Here is a 15,430-nt window from a genome sequence, read left to right as displayed (position 1 = left end):
GGGTGGCGCAGGCCATGGAAGGGCCGAAGGACCCTGCCCGCCCCGGCCGCGCCGCGTAACCTCGACTGTCGTGATCCCCGCCCCGCGCGACACGTCCGCCGCCGCCAGCCCGAGCGGCGACGCGGGCGGCGCTGCCCGGGAGTCGGCGACCGAGTGGGCGCTGGCCGCCCGCGACGGCGACCCCGTCGCCCAGGCCGCCTTCGTCCGGCTCACGCAGGCCGAGGTGTGGCGCTTCACCGCCGCGCTGGTCGACCCGGGCAGCGCCGACGACCTGACCCAGGAGACCTACCTGCGGGCGTTCCGGGCGCTGCCGTCGTTCGAGGGCCGTTCCAGCGCGCGCACCTGGCTGCTGGGCATCGCCCGCCGGGCCTGCGCCGACCACCTGCGCACGGTGGTCCGTCGTCGCCGGCTTGGCGAGCGGCTCGCCGCGAACGCCTGGACCGAACGGCCCCACCCGGACCCCGCGGCCCAGCTCGGCGCCGCCGACCTGGTCCGCCGGCTGCCCGCCGAGCGGCGCACCGCGTTCGTGCTCACCCAACTACTCGGGCTGTCGTACGCCGAGGCCGCCGCCGTGGAGGGGGTGCCGGTGGGCACCATCCGCTCCCGGGTGGCCCGGGCCCGCAACGACCTCGTCGAGTCCGTCGGCGACGCCCTCGCCCGATGACCGGGAACTTCCGGCGGGCACGGGACGACCAATGATCGTGACCGCACCGCACACCCGGGCCGCCCGATGGCCCGCCGCCCGCCCCTGGCTCGGCCTCGCCGCCCGGCTGGGCCTGGCCGCCGTGTGGCTGGTCGCCGGCGGCAGCAAGGTCGGTGACCTGGCCGCCTCCGGCCGCGCCGTCAACGCCTACCAGGTCATGCCGTACGACCTCGCGATGGCGATCGGCGCGGCGCTGCCCTTCGTCGAGCTGGCGCTGGGCCTGCTGCTGCTCCTCGGGCTGGCCACCCGGCTCTCCGCCGGGGTCTCCGCGGCGCTGCTGGTGGTCTTCGTCGTCGGCATCGTCTCCGCCTGGAGCCGGGGCCTCGCCATCGACTGCGGCTGCTTCGGCGACGGCGGGCAGCTCGCCGAGGGACAGACCCCGAGCTACCTCCCGGAGATCCTCCGGGACCTGGGATTCCTGGCCCTGGCCGGTTTCCTGCTGAGCTGGCCCCGCACCCCCGTCTCCGTGGACGGTTGGCTGGCGGGGAACGCACCCGTGGAGGACGAGGATGAGTAGTCGCAAGGGGCAGCGGGACGCCGCCCGGGTGGTCCGCGAGCAGTTGGCCCGGGAGCGCCGGCGCAAGCGCACGCTCTGGGTCTCCGTGGCCGCCGTGGCCGTCCTGGTGGTGGCCGGCCTCATCGGCTGGAGCGTGTACTCCGGCCAGCGCTCCGACGACTACACCGCGCCGGCCGGCTCGAACGAGGCCGGCACCGGCATCGTCGCCGGCTCGGGCCCGGTGAGCGTGGACGTCTACGAGGACTTCCTCTGCCCGGCCTGCAAGCAGTTCGAGCAGACCAGCGGCCCGACCCTCGACCAGCTCATCAGCGAGGGCAAGATCCGGGTCGTGTCCCACCCGGTGGCGTACCTGAACCGCTTCTCCAGCACGCAGTACTCGACCCGTTCCTCGGCCTCCTCCGGCTGCGCGGCGGAGGCCGGCCGGTACCGCGAGTACGCGAAGGCGCTGTTCGACCGGCAGCCGCCGGAGGGCGGCGCGGGGCTCAGCGACGGGGAACTGGTCGACATCGCGGTGGGCGCCGGCATCGACCGGGACGACTTCGCCTCCTGCGTGCGGGAGGGCACCTTCAAGCCGTGGACCGAGCACGTGACCGAGGAGGCCAGCAAGGCCAACGTCACCGGCACCCCGACGATCCTGGTCGACGGCCAGCCGCTCGCCGACCGCAGCCCGGAGGGGATCAAGGCGGCGGTGGAGGCGGCCGGCAGGTGATCCGCGACCTGATGACCCGCGCCGGGCTGGTGCTCGCCGCCGCCCTCAGCGCGACGGTGGCGTTCGCCGCGCCGGCCGCCGCGCACGGCGCGGACGCACCCGACGGCACCGACTACCGCACCGAGGTGAGCACGCTCACCCCGGGCCTTCCGGGCGTGCGCGTACGGGCGATCGAGGCGGGCGCGCGGCTGGAGCTGACCAACACCGGTGACCGGTCCGTCGAGATCCTCGGCTACTCCGGCGAGCCCTACCTGCGCGTCGGCCCCGACGGCGTCTACGAGAACACCCGTTCCCCCGCGACGTACCTGAACCGGACCATCGCCGGGGACACCCGGCTGCCGGCCGAGGCGGACCCGGCGGCGGCACCGGACTGGCGGCGGATCGACGACTCCACCACGGCCCGCTGGCACGACCAGCGGGTGCTCTGGCGGGAGTCGGCGCCGCCACCGCAGGTACGCGCCGCCCCCGACCGCGAGCACCGGGTGCGGGACTGGACGGTGCCGCTGCGCGCCGACGGCACCGCGGGCGAGATCCGCGGCACCCTCGACTGGGTGCCGCCACCGGACGCGTACGTCTGGTGGGTGGCCGTCACGCTCGGGCTCCTCGCGGTGGGGGCCCTCGGGCTGCTGCCGGCCGGGTCCCGGCCGGGCGCGCGGGCGCTGGCCGGGCTCGGCGGGCTGCTGATGGTCGGCGGGGTGGCCGCGGTGGTGTTCACCGTGGGCCGGGAGCTGGACGCCGGCGCGCAGGGCGTGGGCGGGGTGCTCGCCGGCCTGCTGGGCGGGCAGGTCTGGGGGTTGCTGACGGGGCTCGGCGCCATCGCCGCCGGGGTCTACGCGCTGGCCCGCCGGCCGGCCGCCGACTTCGCGGTGGCGCTGGCCGGGGCCTGCCTGGCGCTCTTCGCCGGGGTGGCCAACGCCGCCGTGTTCGCCCGCGCCGTCGCCCCCGTGCCCTGGCCGGCGACACCGGCCCGGATCCTCGTCGCCCTGGTCCTCGTCGCCGGGGCCGGCGCCACCGCGGCCGGCGCCCTGCGCCTGCACGCCACCTCCCGCCCCCCTCGGCCCGCCCCGAGCCCGACCCCCGAGGCTCCCGCCCTACCCTGACCGCCGCCGTCAGGCCGGGGTGGGGGTGAAGCCCCACGGCAGTTCGAGGCGGTGGCGGGCGAGCAGGTCGGCGTCCGCCAGGAGATCGACGGTGGGGGCGTCGGCGACGACGCGGCCGGCGTCCAGGATGACCGAACGGTCGCAGAGTTCCAGGGCGTACGGCAGGTCGTGGGTGACCATCAGCAGCGTCACCGGCAGGGCGCGCAGGATGCCGGCCAGCTCGCGGCGGGCCGCCGGGTCGAGGTTGGACGAGGGCTCGTCGAGGACCAGGATCTCCGGGTGCATGGCCAGCACGGTCGCCACCGCCACCCGGCGCCGCTGCCCGAAGGAGAGGTGGTGCGGCGCGCGGTCGCGGTGCTCGCCCATGCCGACCGCCGCGAGGGCCTCGTCCACCCGGGCGGACAGCTCCGTCCCGCGCAGGCCCAGGTTGGCCGGCCCGAACGCCACGTCCTCGGCGACCGTGGGCAGGAAGAGCTGGTCGTCGGGGTCCTGGAAGACGATGCCCACCCGGCGGCGCACCTCGGCGAGCGTGGCCCGGTCCTGGCTGACGGTCAGCCCGCCGACGCTCACGCTCCCCTGGGTCGGGGTGAGGATGCCGTTGAGGTGCAGCACCAGCGTGGTCTTCCCGGCGCCGTTCGGGCCGAGCAACGCCACCCGTTCGCCGCGCGGCACGCTCAGGTCCACGCCGTGCAGGGCCACGTGCCCGTCCGGGTACGCGTACCGGACGCCACGCACGTCCAGGGAGAGGGTGTTCCGCACGAGGCCGATCATGTCAGCACGACGGCCGTGGCGGCGACGGTGGCCGCGAGGACCGGCACGGTGGCCGCGACCAGCCACTGCCCCGCCGTCGCCGCGCCCGCGCCCTGCCACACCGCCGGCATCCGGCCGGTGTAGCCGCGCGACAGCATCGCCAGGTAGACCCGTTCGCCGCGCTCGAACGCGCGCAGGAAGAGCGCGCCGACGCCGGCCGCGAAGCCGCGCAACTGCCACAGGAAGCGCGGGTCGTCGCCCCGGGACACCCGCGCCACCCGCATCCGGCGGGCCTCGCCGACCAGCACGTCCAGGTAGCGCAGCATGAACGTGGCGATCTGGGTGAGGATCTGCGGGCAGCGCAGCCGGTCCAGGCCGACGATCAGGTCCCGGGTCGTGGTCGTCGCGGCGAGCAGCAGCGAGGCGAGCACGCCCAGCGTGCCCTTGGCCACGATGTTCCACGCTCCGAGGAGCCCGTCGGACGACAGGCTCAGGCCCAGCACGTCGACGCGCTCGCCAGCGCCGAGGAACGGCAGCGCGACGGCGAACAGCACGAACGGCAGCTCGATCAGCGACCGGCCGAGCAGCCAGCCGGGCCCCACCCGGGCCAGCGCCGCCACCGCCGCGACCAGCAGGGCGTACGCGCCGAAGGCCCAGAACGCCTCGCGCGGGGTGGCCACCACGGCGAGGGTGAAGACCACCATCGCCGCGATCTTGGCCTCGGGCGGGAGCCGGTGCACCGGCGACGGGGTGTCCCGGTACAGCACGTGCGCGTGCCCGGCCCCCATCCGTGGCTACTCCCGACCAGACGTGGTGGCGGCGGTGCGCTCCGGGTCGGGCGTGTCCCCGTCCCGGGGTGCGCGGCGGCGGACCAGCCAGAAGGCCCCGCCGGCCACGGCGAAGGTGAGCAGCACGCCGAGCACGCCGGCCAGGCCGGTGGCGAGGAACTCGTTGTCGATCCCCGCCACCCCGTAGTCGGCCAGGGGCCCGCCGACCTCGTGGTCCCGCTCCCGCTGCGCGGGGCAGCTGCCGCCGGTGATGGTGTCGTCGGCGTCGAAGGTGCAGCCCTCGCGCAGCGAGGAGTCCAGCCCGTCGGGGTGCGACGACGCGAAGTTGCTCACCACGCCGGCGAGGAGCAGGGCCACCAGCAGCCCGCCGAGAACGAATCCCCAGGAACGCTTCCTCACCGGGCACCTCCGACGGCCGCGACGGCGGGCGTGGGCGCCGCGTGCAGCCCGCGCAGCGCGTAGACGAGATCGGGACGTACCTTGGCGACGGTGACCACGGTGGTCGCGGTGATCAGGCCCTCGCCGATGCCGATCAGCAGGTGCGCGCCGGCCATGGTGCCGGCCAGGCCGCCGAGGTTGCCGCCGAGGTCGGTGGTGCCGCCGAGCCGGTACTGCAGCACGAAGCCCATGGCCGCGACCAGCACGCTGACCAGCGCGGCGGCGAAGGCCGTCACGCCGAGTCCCGCGGGTGTGCGCGGCAACACCCGCAGCAGCAGTGCGATCAGCAGGTACGCGGCGGCGGTGCCGAGCACCGCCATGTTGGTGATGTTGAGCCCGAGCATGGCCACGCCGCCGTCGCCGAAGACCAATGCCTGCACGATCAGCACCACGGACACGCAGAGCGCGCCCACCCACGGGCCGACCAGCATGGCGGCGAGCGCCCCGCCGAGCAGGTGGCCGCTGACGCCGGCGGTGAAGATCGGGAAGTTGAGCATCTGCACGGCGAAGATGAAGGCCGCGACGAGCCCGGCCATCGGGGCCAGCCGGTCGTCCAGGTCGTGCCTGCCGCGCAGGACGCAGATCGTCATCGCGACCAGCGCCACGGCCGCGAACACCGCCGCCACGGGGCCGTCGATGATCCCGTTCGAGATGTGTAACGCCAGGGTTTCCACGCGACCTCCCACGCGTCGGCGGGCCTGTCCGGTCCGTCGACGTCACTCTATTTCCCGGGAATGGCTGTTGCCAAGAGTTGGCAACAGTTCGGCGCCCGACCCGGGCCGTCGGAGGCCGGCGGTAAGGTCGGGTCATGACCGCGCCCGACCGCCTCTCCCCCGGTGACCCCGCACCGGAGTTCAGCCTCCCCACCGACACCGGCGAGACCCTATCGCTGGCCGACCTGCGTGGCCGCAAGGTCCTGCTGTACGCCTACCCGGCGGCCATGACACCCGGCTGCACCAAGCAGGCCTGCGACTTCCGCGACTCGCTCGCCTCGCTCCAGGCCGCCGGCTACGAGGTAGTCGGGATCTCGCCCGACAAGCCGGAGAAGCTGGCGAAGTTCCGCGAGCGCGACGCCATCACCTTCCCGCTGGTCGCCGACACCGACAGGTCGGTGCTGACCGCGTACGGCGCCTACGGCGAGAAGCAGTCGTACGGCCGCACGGTGACCGGCGTGATCCGCTCGACCTTCGTGATCGATTCCGACGGCAAGATCGAGCGCGCGCTCTACAACGTCAAGGCCACCGGCCACGTCGCCAAGCTGCGCCGGGACCTCGGGCTGGACTGAGCCCGTCGGGCGTCGGTGCGCTGCCGGCGGCCGGGCGCCGGCACCGGGCCCCACCACCGATGCGGCCCGACGCTCTAGACTCAGCGGGTCGGCGGGAGTGGCGTAACGGCAGCCGCGGTAGGTTTAGGTCCTATTGTCCGAAAGGACGTGGGGGTTCGAGTCCCCCCTCCCGCACCGAGCACCCTGTCGCGCCCGTCACGATCGCGGGCCGGCGCGCGGCCCCCGGGGTGAGGATGGCCGGGTGAGCCTGCGCTTCGTCCTCGACCCCGAGCTGACCGCCGAGTTGCGGGAGCGGATCGTCGCCCTCTGGGTCGACGTCACCAACGCCGGTGGCGCGGTCGGCTTCGTGCCGCCGGTCACCGCCGCCGACGTCCGCCCCACCGCCGACCCGGCCTTCGCCGGCATCGCCGACGGCCCGGACCGCCTCCTCGTCGGGTACGCGGGCGACCGGCCCGTCGCCGCGCTGGTCTTCTGCGACAACCGGTTCGCCCTGACGGCACACTGGTGCGTGCTCAAGCGGGTGATGGTCCACCCCGACGCCCAGGGCCACGGATACGGCGCGGCGCTGATGCGCGAGGCCGAGCGCCTCGGCCGCACGATGGGCCGGGAGGCACTGCACGTGACCGTCCGCGACGGGCTGGGCCTGGACCGGTTCTACCGTCGCCTCGGCTACCGGGAGATCGGCCGGTTGCCCGGCGCGCTGCGGGTCGCCCCCGGCGACGACCGCGACGAGATCCTCATGTGGCTGGACCTCACCGGGCCGCCGCCCACCGCGGATCACGAGTAGGCGGTCGCCGATACGCCGGCTGTCCAGGTATCCCGTGGCCCGGCCGCCCCTCACCAGTCGCCGGAATCGGGCCCGAACGGATCGCCCACGGTGATCCTGCCCGTCTCCTCGGGCACCAGGTGCAGTCCGAACAGGAGCTTCTGCCTGACGTTGCGGTAGCGGCCCAGGGTGCGCAGCGGTTCCTTCGCGCGTACCCCCGTCTCCTGGTCGGTGGTCGTGACCACGCAGCGGTCGCACGGCCCGGCGGCGCGGAAGCGGACGCCGCCGATGCGCAGCGGGCGGCCGACCCAGCCGTCCTCGGCCCACGACGGCGCGCCCTCCACCACCACGTTCGGGCGGAACCGCGCCATCGGCACGGGCGCCTCGCCGGCCTCGGCGAGCCACCCGTTGAGCGCGTCGAGGCTGGCGACGCTGGCCAGCAGCAGCGGATAGGCGTCGGCGAAGCTGACCCGGTCGCCGGTGTCGTGCTCCCGGTCGCCCGCCGCGATGTGCCGGGCCGGCCGCGCGAGCCAGACCAGCCGGGCGGCGCGGCCGAGGAAGCCGCTGACCCAGGCGTCGGCCGCCGGCCCAGCCGGCAGTGCGGGCACCGGCAGCTTCCGGCTGCGGAACGTCCGCACCTCGATCGGCTCGCCGCCGGTCGGCTCCGGCACCGCCAGGTCCGCGTGGCCCTCGGCGCGCAGCAGCAGGACGCCGCCGTGGGGCGTGGCGCGCAGGGCGACCAGGCGCGTGTTCTCCCGCTGCGTGACGCCGACCCCGTTCGCGTCGACGATCATCCAGCGCCGGTCACCCGCCAGGCCCCACGGCTCGACGTCCGCCACGTCGTGGTCGAGCCGGCGACAGCCCTTGACGGGGTATGAGTGGATCGCGCTCAGTCGCATGCCGTCACCCTGCCACGACCGGCGACCGGCGACACTGCCCGCAGTCGGGTCGGCGCACCCGGAGGCCCGCACGAGGCCGCTTTCGACCTCGTCTGGCCCACCCGGCTCCGCGGCCCACCTCACCAGGCCACGCCGATGCCGTCGCCCGGATACCAGTGGCCCGCCGGGGTCTCCCGGTAGGCGAGGAACCGGCGGCCGGTGCGCTCGGCGTGCTCGGCGAGGACGTTGGTGGCGGTGACGTTGTCGGTGAGCAGGAGCGCGCCCGGCGCGAGCCGGCCCTCGACGGCCTCGAACTCCCGCTTCTCATGCACCCGGCTGTGGTCGCTGTCATGCAGGAAGAGGTCGACCGGCCGGTCCAGCGCGGCGATGGAGGCGATGGAGTCGCCGATGACCAGGTCGACCACGTCGGACCAGGGCGCGGTACGGGCGAGGTAGCCCGCCTCGGGGTTGATGTCCAGCGAGGTCACCCGGCCGGGATGCCCCTCGGCGGCGTTGCGCAGCAGCGCGGCGGCGAGCACGCAGGTGCCGAGTCCCTTGTCGACTCCGGTCTCCACGACGTGCGTCGGCCTCGTGGCCCGCACGATGGCGTACCAGCCGATGCGGCGCGCGTAGCGGACCTGCCGGTCGGCGAGGCCCCGGCGGGCGGCTGCGGCGGTGGCTGACTCGATGTGCCCGCGCAGCACGCCGTCCGACTCGATCTCGGCGAAGTACGCCCGGACCTGCTTCACGGGCACGTCGCAGACCACGCTGACGAACCAGGCGAGGTGGTGCCGGCTCAGCTTGGTCAGCTCGTACGTGTAGTTGTGGTGCTCGCGGGAGGTGACCAGCCAGCGGGCCGAGGCGCGCAACACCTTCGCGTCGTAACGGGCGACGCGGGCCAGTCGCTTGGGGAAGGCCGCGACGGGTGCGAGGCGGGTGCGGGCGATGGCACGTCGGAGCTTCGATGCGTCCACGGAAGGGTTCTACCAGCCGAAGGCGAGCCGGCGTAGTGGAAGCGCACCCGCGCACAAGTTGGTTGGCAGGTGACGCGCCGAGCGGGAGCACCTCGACCAGAGGTGCTCCCGCCCTTCGACGCAGCCTGCAGCAGTAGTCACCTCAGCGGAGTGCGGATCTCCGACCGAAGTTCAGCCAGGCCGTCGTCGCCACCCTTCGCCTCCGCCCATGCGATGAGCTTCGACACGTCCGGCAGGGGCAGCCCGAACTCATGTCGTGCCGCACGTCCTGCCTCGATGTAACGGCCCTCGCCGTGATCTCTGATGGCACGGGCCACGTCGCCGATGTCACCGCCCTCGTCCACGATTCTGCGGAGGAATGGACGCCACTCGTCCCACACGATCACTTACGGTCTCCCGAAGGTAATACGCACCGGCTTCTTCTCCTGCACCTCTCGGTCAACGTACAGGAGCTTGGTGAAGCCGTGCTCGCGCGCCATCTTTCCGGTCCAGGTCTCCCAAGCCGCCTCCGTGGGCGTCTTGCCCTGCGCGAGCGCCGCAGCAAAGGTGGCCTTGTTGGCGTCCACGAGGTTACCTTCGATCGTCGTCACACGACTTCCCAGGATCGACATCATTCGGATCCAGAGCTCTCTTCCCCGGACCGGCGAACTGGCATCGACCCCGATCACCGACCAGAGGCCACCCTTTTCGTCGATATATGCGGAAAACCAGCTCCCGCTCTCCGGGTGCTCCCATTCGTATGTCGTACTCGTTACGTCTTTTTCCGTGCCACAGCCTGGCGCGGGTGACGCTGCGGCGACAAGGACCTGCGGTGAGGCCTGGACGGAGGCGGCCGGGACGGGGGCAGCGGAGGCACCGACCGGGGCCAGAAGCGCGGCACCTGCGATGCCGGCAGCAGTCCTCAGCCATAGACAAGAGGTGACCTCCACCATCTTCAACCGGATGGCGTTGACCGCCTTCAGCTCCGCCTGTGCCTTCTTGGCGTTCTGGTTGGCGATGTAGAGAGCCCGCGCACTCTGGAAGCCAGCGCTGACCAGCTTCGCGGCGCCGAGGAATACCAGGGTCTCGAGCGCTGTCTGGCCCAGTTTGAGCAGGGTTTGCGCGAGAGTCTGGTCTCCGTTGATCAGCTTGTAGACGTTGAGGCCGATGTCGCCGATAGTGAGCAGAGTGCCGGCGACTGCTCCGCAGACCACGGTGGCGACGCAGAGCACGATGGCGAGGGCACCGACCGGAACGAGGGTGGCGACGAGCCCCTTGACCAACTCGACGAAGAAGACCAGCGGCTGCATCCCCTTGAACTCGGGATCCAAGGTGGAGTGGATGCAGTTCTGGTAGGGCTGGCTGCCCTGGGGATAGATGTCGCAGAGGGCGGCGTTGGTGTAGGCCCGATTGGCCAACTCCGCCGGGTCGGGCACGACGTTGGCGACGCAGTTTCGGTACCACTCGTGCTGCGTGCCGCCCAGTATCCTCTCGAGTTCCACGATGGGATCGGCGGCATACTCCGTGTGGCATTTCGCGATCTCGAGGCCCTGGGCGTGGGAGTACGTGTCGTACGCCTGATTGGCGGCGGCGACGGCGGCGTTGGCGTCCTCCCCGGCGGCCACAGCCGAGTCGTACGCACGCTTGGCAGCGGCGTTGGCCTCGACGGCAGCCTTGATCGCCTTCTGGTGCGAGGCAACCGCCCAGGCGGCAGACCGGATCGCGCTACGGGCCGAGGCGTTGGCCCGCGTGGAGGCGTCCTTGGCGGTCGCGACTGCGGCTGCGGCCTTCTGCACCGACTGAGCGGCCTGGTTCGCGTAGCCCTTCGCCTTGTCGGCGTATCCCGCCGCCTTGCCCGCCGAGGCCAGCGCATCCCTGGCGTGTTGCTCGGCCAGGGCGGCGTCGTTACGCGCCCGTGCCGCGACGGCCTGCGCTTCGAGCGAGTTCTGCACGGCCGTTTCGGCGACCTCGTTGATCCTCTCGAGGAGGCTGCCGACGACCGTGAGGTGAATGGCGTTGTCGTAGTCCCGCTCGGCGGCGATGTACCGGCCGCTCTCAAGGAATTCCCGTAGGCCGGGCGCGGGCCCGTCCAGCGCGACCTGGGCCGCGGCCTTGAGTTCCGGTCCGCTGGCCGGATCGGCGAGGACCTGATTGACCCGCACACGCTCGCCGATGGCGGCAGCCGTGTACTGGCCGGTGTCCAGGAAGTCGCGCAGAGCCTGGAGGGTGTCGGCGTCCAGCGCCGCCTGCGCCTTCTGCTGGAGCACGACGTCACCAGCGGTACGGGCAGAGGCGAGGATCTGGTTGACCTTCAGCCGGTCCTGCGTGTAGCGCCCGGGGTAGTTCTGAGTCCGCAGGAACTGCGCGACCGCCGCGTCGCCGCCGGCCAGCGCAGCCAGCGCCGCGTCCCGCAGGGCGGTGTTCTCGGTGATCGCCAGGTCCATGACCGCCTGGCGGTTGTCCCGGGCCTCGGTGGCGACAAGCCCGGTCCGGACGAACGCGACCGCCTGCTCAGCGCTGCCCGCAAGGGCTGCCAGGGCGGCCTGCTGCGTCCAGGCGCCCCGGGACGACGCGAGGTTCAGCGCAACCTGACGGCTGGCGGAGACGACCCTGGCCGGCGCGGTCGCAGGGTTCTGGACCTCGGCGATCAGGCTCCTGGTCTCCGCGTCCCGCTTTGCCGCCTGCTCGACGTCCCAGTCACCCACGCGTTGCTGGGATTCGTACTCGGCATTCGCCGCCTGTGCGGCCTCCAGCCCCTGGTCCCGGGAAACCGCAAGCCGCTCCACGTCGGCCTCGCGGGCCGCCTCGTAGACGGTCGCCGCCTGCAAACCGGCGTTCACCGCCTCCGTGGCCGCCTGCGTCGCCGCATTGGCGTACTCCGTGGCGCGCTTCGCCGCCTCTACCGCCTCGCCGGCATGGTCGGCCGCGAAGATCGCGGCCTGCGCCGCAGCCCTGGCGTTCACCGCCGCGCGCTTCGCGGCGTCGCGGGCCGCGTAGGCGGCATTGATTGCCACCTGGAGGTACTTCTCCGCAGCGGCCGCCGCCCTGGTGGCCCGGTCCGCGTTGGCCCGCGCCTGGTTGGCTGCGGCCACTGCCTCCCGGGCGTCCGCGCCGGCGCTGGTGGCGTGCCTGGCGGCATCGTCGTTCGCCGCGGCGGCCGCCTTCGCGTGGGCGGCCGCCGACTTCGCCGCCGCCACGGCGTCCCTGCCCGCCTCGATCGCCTTGCCGGCCGCGTCGGCCTTCTTGGCGAACTCCTCCGCGTCCCGAGCCGCCGCGTTGGCCTGCTCCGCCTTCACCCGGGCGTCCGCCGCCTTGGTCCTGTCCGTCGCCGCATCGGCAGCGGCCTTGTACGCCTTGGTCGCCGCCTGACCCGCCTTCGAGGCCGCCGACGCCGCCCGTGCGGCGGCGGTAGAGGCGGCTCGTGCCGCACGGCTCGCGGCGGCGGCCGCCTGTACGGCGACCTTCGCGGCCTGCGCCGCCTTCTGAGCCGCGACTGCGGCTCGCCTGGCCTGTGCGGCAGCCTCCTTCATGTTCGCTCTCGCGGCCTCGGTGGCCCGCGCCGCGTCCGCTGCGGCCCGCCGGGCAGCGTCGGACGCGGCCTTCGCACGGTCCGCCTCCTGCGTGGCATGCTTCGTCTCCCGGGCGGCCACCTCGCCTGCGGCCTGCGCCTGGGCCAGCAGGCCGGCAAGGGTGGCGACCTCCTCGTCCTGAGCCGCCGCCACCGACCAGCCGTACTCCAGGAAGGTCTCCAGCGCCTCCGGCGTCCCCGCATCGAGCGCCTTCTGCCCGGCCGCGCGGACCTGCGGCCCACCCGTGGCCATCGCCTGGTTGATCCGCAGCCGCTGATCGGTCTGCCACTGCAACTGCCAGCCGGAGTCGAGGAACGCCCGCATCACCGTCGGGTTCTCGGAGTCGAGCGCCAACTGGGCCGCCTCGCGGACCTGGCCTCCCCCGACAGCCATCACCTGGTTCACCGACAGTCGGGTGTCGATGTCGGAAGGCCCTTGCCAGCCGTGCGAAAGGAACGCCGAGACAGCCTCCAGGTCGCCGGCGTCGGCGGCGTCCAGGGCCTGTTGGGCGGCGGCCCTCACGGACGGCCCGCCCTCGCTGACCACGCCCGCCACCGCATCGAGTTCGTCGAATCGCTGGGCCTTCTGCAGACCACCGTTGAGGAACTCACTCACCTGCGCGTCGGTACCGAGCAGCGCGATCTCGGCGACCGCCCGGACCTGCATTCCCCCCGACTTCCAGGCTTTGACGACCAGTGTGCGGTCCGGGGGGACCACCGGGTCTTCGGCTCGGGCGGGCGTGGCTCGCAGGAAGCTGGCGAGCAGTGCCAGCACCACGAGCGCTGCGATGAGAACTCGGCGTCGGACCGCGCTCGGAAGAGGCGGTTTGGAAAGGAAAACACCAGGTGACGTACTCACTGTCACTCCGATCCCCGTTGAGTGATGCCTAGGACTGGCCCGTGCCGCAGGTGGACGGGTTTAGGAGCACCTCAACGGCCCGGACCGTCAAGGTGCTCGTGTTGAAGGGAGACGCGCCTGGCTGAGGTCAGCCGGTCACCGTGAGCCGGAGAAGCATGGTGGGGGAAGCGGTCGGGTCGGCACCCATACCCACCTGCGTGCTGCCGTCCGGGTCCACGTCGACGGTGATCTCCTCGCCCTCGTCGCTCTCGAGCTCTGCGGTCACCTCGTGGCCCGTGCCCGTGCGCTGGCCGTCACCGCGGATCTCGTACACACCGGGAACCTCGAGCTCGAGCCACCCCGACGAGGAGGTGACCTTGAAACAGACCCGCCCGACGCCGTCGGCGCCGATCTGCTCGTCGGTGGTCCGAACCTTCAACAGGCCGATGTCGCCGACCGGCGGCGTGGCGCAGTCGACCAGAAGGATGTGGCCGTCGCCACGGTTCAACTTGACGTTCTGCGTGGCGAGGATCTCGGCGGCGTTCGGGTAGCTGAAGTCCTCGACGATCGATCCACCGTTGGTCTCGGTCGGTGCGTCGGTGGGATCCGCTGCGAGGGCGCCTCCCACCCCGACCACACCGCCCCCGAGGACCACGACTGCTGTTGCGGCGCCGATCAGCACGCCCCTCGACCGGATGGACAGATTCATGCATACGCTCCTATCTAGAAGTGGAATGCCCGAAACCATCCAGTCGCCCGAATAGCCACACCCGGCAGCCATAACGGCCGGTGCCCCCGTCGGCCAACGAGACAATCGCGAAGCGCCGTAACCGTAGAATCACCCGGCAGCAGGCCGCAGCCCCAGCAGGCAATAAGGACATTTTTTCAGCGCCGAGCGCGCCATGCTCGCCTCCGTCGGCACGCCTTCGCGCCGGTCACACACGAACTCGCCGCCGTTCCCGCCGAAAACCCGCGTGACGAGGTGGGCAGTCCCACAGACGGGGGCCGCCACCAGCCGGATGAGGGTACGCAAACTCCCTTACGGATAAGTAGCATCGCCGCCATGGCAGTTCCACAACAGTCCGTCGAGCCGGACCCGGTCGCCGACCAGACGGGACAGCAGCCGGGGGAGCACACGAAGCCCCGCCGCCGATGGCGACGGATCGTCCTGGTGAGCCTGCTGGTGGTCGCGCTGCTCGGGGCGGGCGGCGTGGTGGCCGGCGGCCTCTATCTGCGGTCCGTGGAGTCTGACATCGAGCGGGTCGACGCCTTCACCGACGTGCCGGAGGACTCCCGCCCTCAGGTGGCGACCAAGGGCGCGATGAACATCCTGATCCTGGGCAGCGACACCCGCGACCCGGAGAGCGCCTCGGGCTCACGCACGGACACGATCATCCTGGCCCACCTGCCGAAGGACCGGTCGAGCGCCCAGCTCATCTCGATCCCCCGGGACACCTGGGTCCCCGTGCCCCGGTCCAAGGGTGGCGACCAGGGTGGCCGGGACGCGAAGATCAACGCGGCGTACGCCTGGGGTGGCGTGCCGCTGATGGTGCAGACGGTGGAGAAGTTCACCGGGGTCCGGGTCGACCACGTGGCGATGGTCGACTTCGCCGGGTTCAAGGAGATCATCGACGCGTTGGGCGGTATCCAGGTCACGTCGGAGAAGGCCTTCACCTCCATCCACCCGCCGTTCCGAGCCTTCGCCGAGGGCCCGCAGAAGATGGACGGGGAGGCCGCGCTCGACTACGCCCGGCAACGTAAGCAGTTCGCCGACGGCGATTTCGCCCGGATCCGCCACCAGCAGCAGGTGATCAAGGCAATCCTGGACAAGGTCTCGTCAGGCGGCATCCTGACCAACCCGGGTAAGCTCAACAGCCTTCTCCAGGCCACCTCGGGCTCCGTCTCGGTCGACAAGAAGCTGTCCCTGTTGGACATGGCGACCGAAATGCGTGGGCTGCGCAGCGGCAACCTCTTCTTCCTGACCAGCCCCACGAAGGGCACCGGGCGGGTCGGCACCGAGAGCGTGGTCTTCGCCGACGCCGGCCGGGTCAGGTCGTTCTACGACTCGGTGCGCCGCGACGCCGTCAGCGAGATCGTCAGCGGGGGCAAGAAGTAGCCGCGGCACCGGACTGCCTGC

The 15,430-nt window shown here is 72.5% G+C and carries 16 protein-coding genes and 1 tRNA gene; 8 read left to right on the top strand and 9 right to left on the bottom strand.

What is annotated here, in order from left to right:
* Nucleotides 1-70: 70 nt before the first annotated feature.
* Genes ACQ452_RS05865 through ACQ452_RS05850 form a run of 4 tightly spaced genes read left to right on the top strand, consistent with a single transcriptional unit; the run spans nt 71 to nt 3,029 of the window.
* Complete coding sequence (locus tag ACQ452_RS05865) at nt 71-664, top strand: sigma-70 family RNA polymerase sigma factor (protein WP_433390654.1); 594 nt, start codon at nt 71-73, stop codon at nt 662-664.
* 31 nt (nt 665-695) lie between these two features.
* On the top strand, nt 696-1,220 hold the full coding sequence (locus tag ACQ452_RS05860; RefSeq protein WP_433390651.1) for a MauE/DoxX family redox-associated membrane protein: 525 nt from the start codon (nt 696-698) through the stop codon (nt 1,218-1,220).
* Nucleotides 1,213-1,929, top strand: coding sequence for a DsbA family protein (locus tag ACQ452_RS05855; protein ID WP_433390648.1), 717 nt, complete (start codon nt 1,213-1,215; stop codon nt 1,927-1,929). The genes ACQ452_RS05860 and ACQ452_RS05855 overlap by 8 nt, the downstream gene beginning before the upstream one ends.
* Nucleotides 1,926-3,029, top strand: coding sequence for a hypothetical protein (locus tag ACQ452_RS05850; RefSeq protein WP_433390645.1), 1,104 nt, complete (start codon nt 1,926-1,928; stop codon nt 3,027-3,029). The genes ACQ452_RS05855 and ACQ452_RS05850 overlap by 4 nt, the downstream gene beginning before the upstream one ends.
* A gap of 9 nt (nt 3,030-3,038) precedes the next feature.
* Here the strand turns inward: ACQ452_RS05850 and ACQ452_RS05845 are convergent, their stop codons facing one another.
* From ACQ452_RS05845 to ACQ452_RS05830, 4 genes are read right to left on the bottom strand one after another with little or no spacing between them, the layout of a single operon-like run.
* On the bottom strand, nt 3,039-3,800 hold the full coding sequence (locus ACQ452_RS05845; RefSeq protein WP_433390642.1) for an energy-coupling factor ABC transporter ATP-binding protein: 762 nt from the start codon (nt 3,798-3,800) through the stop codon (nt 3,039-3,041).
* Entirely contained in the window at nt 3,797-4,567 is a 771-nt protein-coding gene (cbiQ, locus tag ACQ452_RS05840) for a cobalt ECF transporter T component CbiQ (protein WP_433390639.1), read from the bottom strand. The genes ACQ452_RS05845 and cbiQ overlap by 4 nt, the downstream gene beginning before the upstream one ends.
* Nucleotides 4,568-4,573: 6 nt before the next feature.
* Nucleotides 4,574-4,966 (bottom strand): PDGLE domain-containing protein, encoded by a 393-nt coding sequence (locus ACQ452_RS05835; RefSeq protein WP_433390636.1) that lies wholly within the window; start codon nt 4,964-4,966, stop codon nt 4,574-4,576.
* Nucleotides 4,963-5,679, bottom strand: coding sequence for an energy-coupling factor ABC transporter permease (locus ACQ452_RS05830; protein WP_433390633.1), 717 nt, complete (start codon nt 5,677-5,679; stop codon nt 4,963-4,965). The genes ACQ452_RS05835 and ACQ452_RS05830 overlap by 4 nt, the downstream gene beginning before the upstream one ends.
* A gap of 134 nt (nt 5,680-5,813) precedes the next feature.
* Here ACQ452_RS05830 and bcp point away from each other — a divergent pair, with 134 nt between their 5' ends.
* The 3 genes from bcp (at nt 5,814) to ACQ452_RS05815 (ending at nt 7,077) form a co-directional block, all read left to right on the top strand.
* Nucleotides 5,814-6,290, top strand: coding sequence for a thioredoxin-dependent thiol peroxidase (bcp, locus tag ACQ452_RS05825; RefSeq protein WP_433390630.1), 477 nt, complete (start codon nt 5,814-5,816; stop codon nt 6,288-6,290).
* A gap of 91 nt (nt 6,291-6,381) precedes the next feature.
* Nucleotides 6,382-6,464 (top strand) — tRNA-Leu (locus ACQ452_RS05820).
* A 67-nt stretch (nt 6,465-6,531) separates the two neighbouring features.
* Nucleotides 6,532-7,077 (top strand): N-acetyltransferase family protein, encoded by a 546-nt coding sequence (locus ACQ452_RS05815; RefSeq protein WP_433390627.1) that lies wholly within the window; start codon nt 6,532-6,534, stop codon nt 7,075-7,077.
* 50 nt (nt 7,078-7,127) lie between these two features.
* Here the strand turns inward: ACQ452_RS05815 and ACQ452_RS05810 are convergent, their stop codons facing one another.
* The 5 genes from ACQ452_RS05810 to ACQ452_RS05790 all read right to left on the bottom strand — a co-directional run bounded on the left by ACQ452_RS05810 (nt 7,128) and on the right by ACQ452_RS05790 (nt 13,975).
* Nucleotides 7,128-7,955, bottom strand: a complete 828-nt coding sequence (locus ACQ452_RS05810) for an MOSC domain-containing protein (RefSeq protein ID WP_433390624.1) — start codon at nt 7,953-7,955, stop codon at nt 7,128-7,130.
* 119 nt (nt 7,956-8,074) lie between these two features.
* Nucleotides 8,075-8,908 carry an O-methyltransferase gene (locus tag ACQ452_RS05805; RefSeq protein ID WP_433390621.1) on the bottom strand — a complete coding sequence of 278 codons (834 nt, stop codon included), beginning with the start codon at nt 8,906-8,908 and terminating at the stop codon, nt 8,075-8,077.
* Between the two features lie 137 nt (nt 8,909-9,045).
* A complete protein-coding gene (locus tag ACQ452_RS05800) occupies nt 9,046-9,294 on the bottom strand; it encodes a hypothetical protein (RefSeq protein ID WP_433390618.1) in 249 nt (82 codons plus the stop codon).
* Nucleotides 9,295-13,233, bottom strand: coding sequence for a hypothetical protein (locus ACQ452_RS05795; protein WP_433390616.1), 3,939 nt, complete (start codon nt 13,231-13,233; stop codon nt 9,295-9,297).
* A gap of 208 nt (nt 13,234-13,441) precedes the next feature.
* Nucleotides 13,442-13,975 carry a hypothetical protein gene (locus ACQ452_RS05790; protein ID WP_433390613.1) on the bottom strand — a complete coding sequence of 178 codons (534 nt, stop codon included), beginning with the start codon at nt 13,973-13,975 and terminating at the stop codon, nt 13,442-13,444.
* A 381-nt stretch (nt 13,976-14,356) separates the two neighbouring features.
* Here ACQ452_RS05790 and ACQ452_RS05785 point away from each other — a divergent pair, with 381 nt between their 5' ends.
* On the top strand, nt 14,357-15,409 hold the full coding sequence (locus tag ACQ452_RS05785; protein ID WP_433390611.1) for an LCP family protein: 1,053 nt from the start codon (nt 14,357-14,359) through the stop codon (nt 15,407-15,409).
* Nucleotides 15,410-15,430: the final 21 nt, after the last annotated feature.

The organism is Micromonospora sp. KLBMP9576 (assembly GCF_050941805.1).
Classification (GTDB): domain Bacteria; phylum Actinomycetota; class Actinomycetes; order Mycobacteriales; family Micromonosporaceae; genus Micromonospora.
This window is presented reverse-complemented; position numbering and strand designations above follow the sequence as displayed.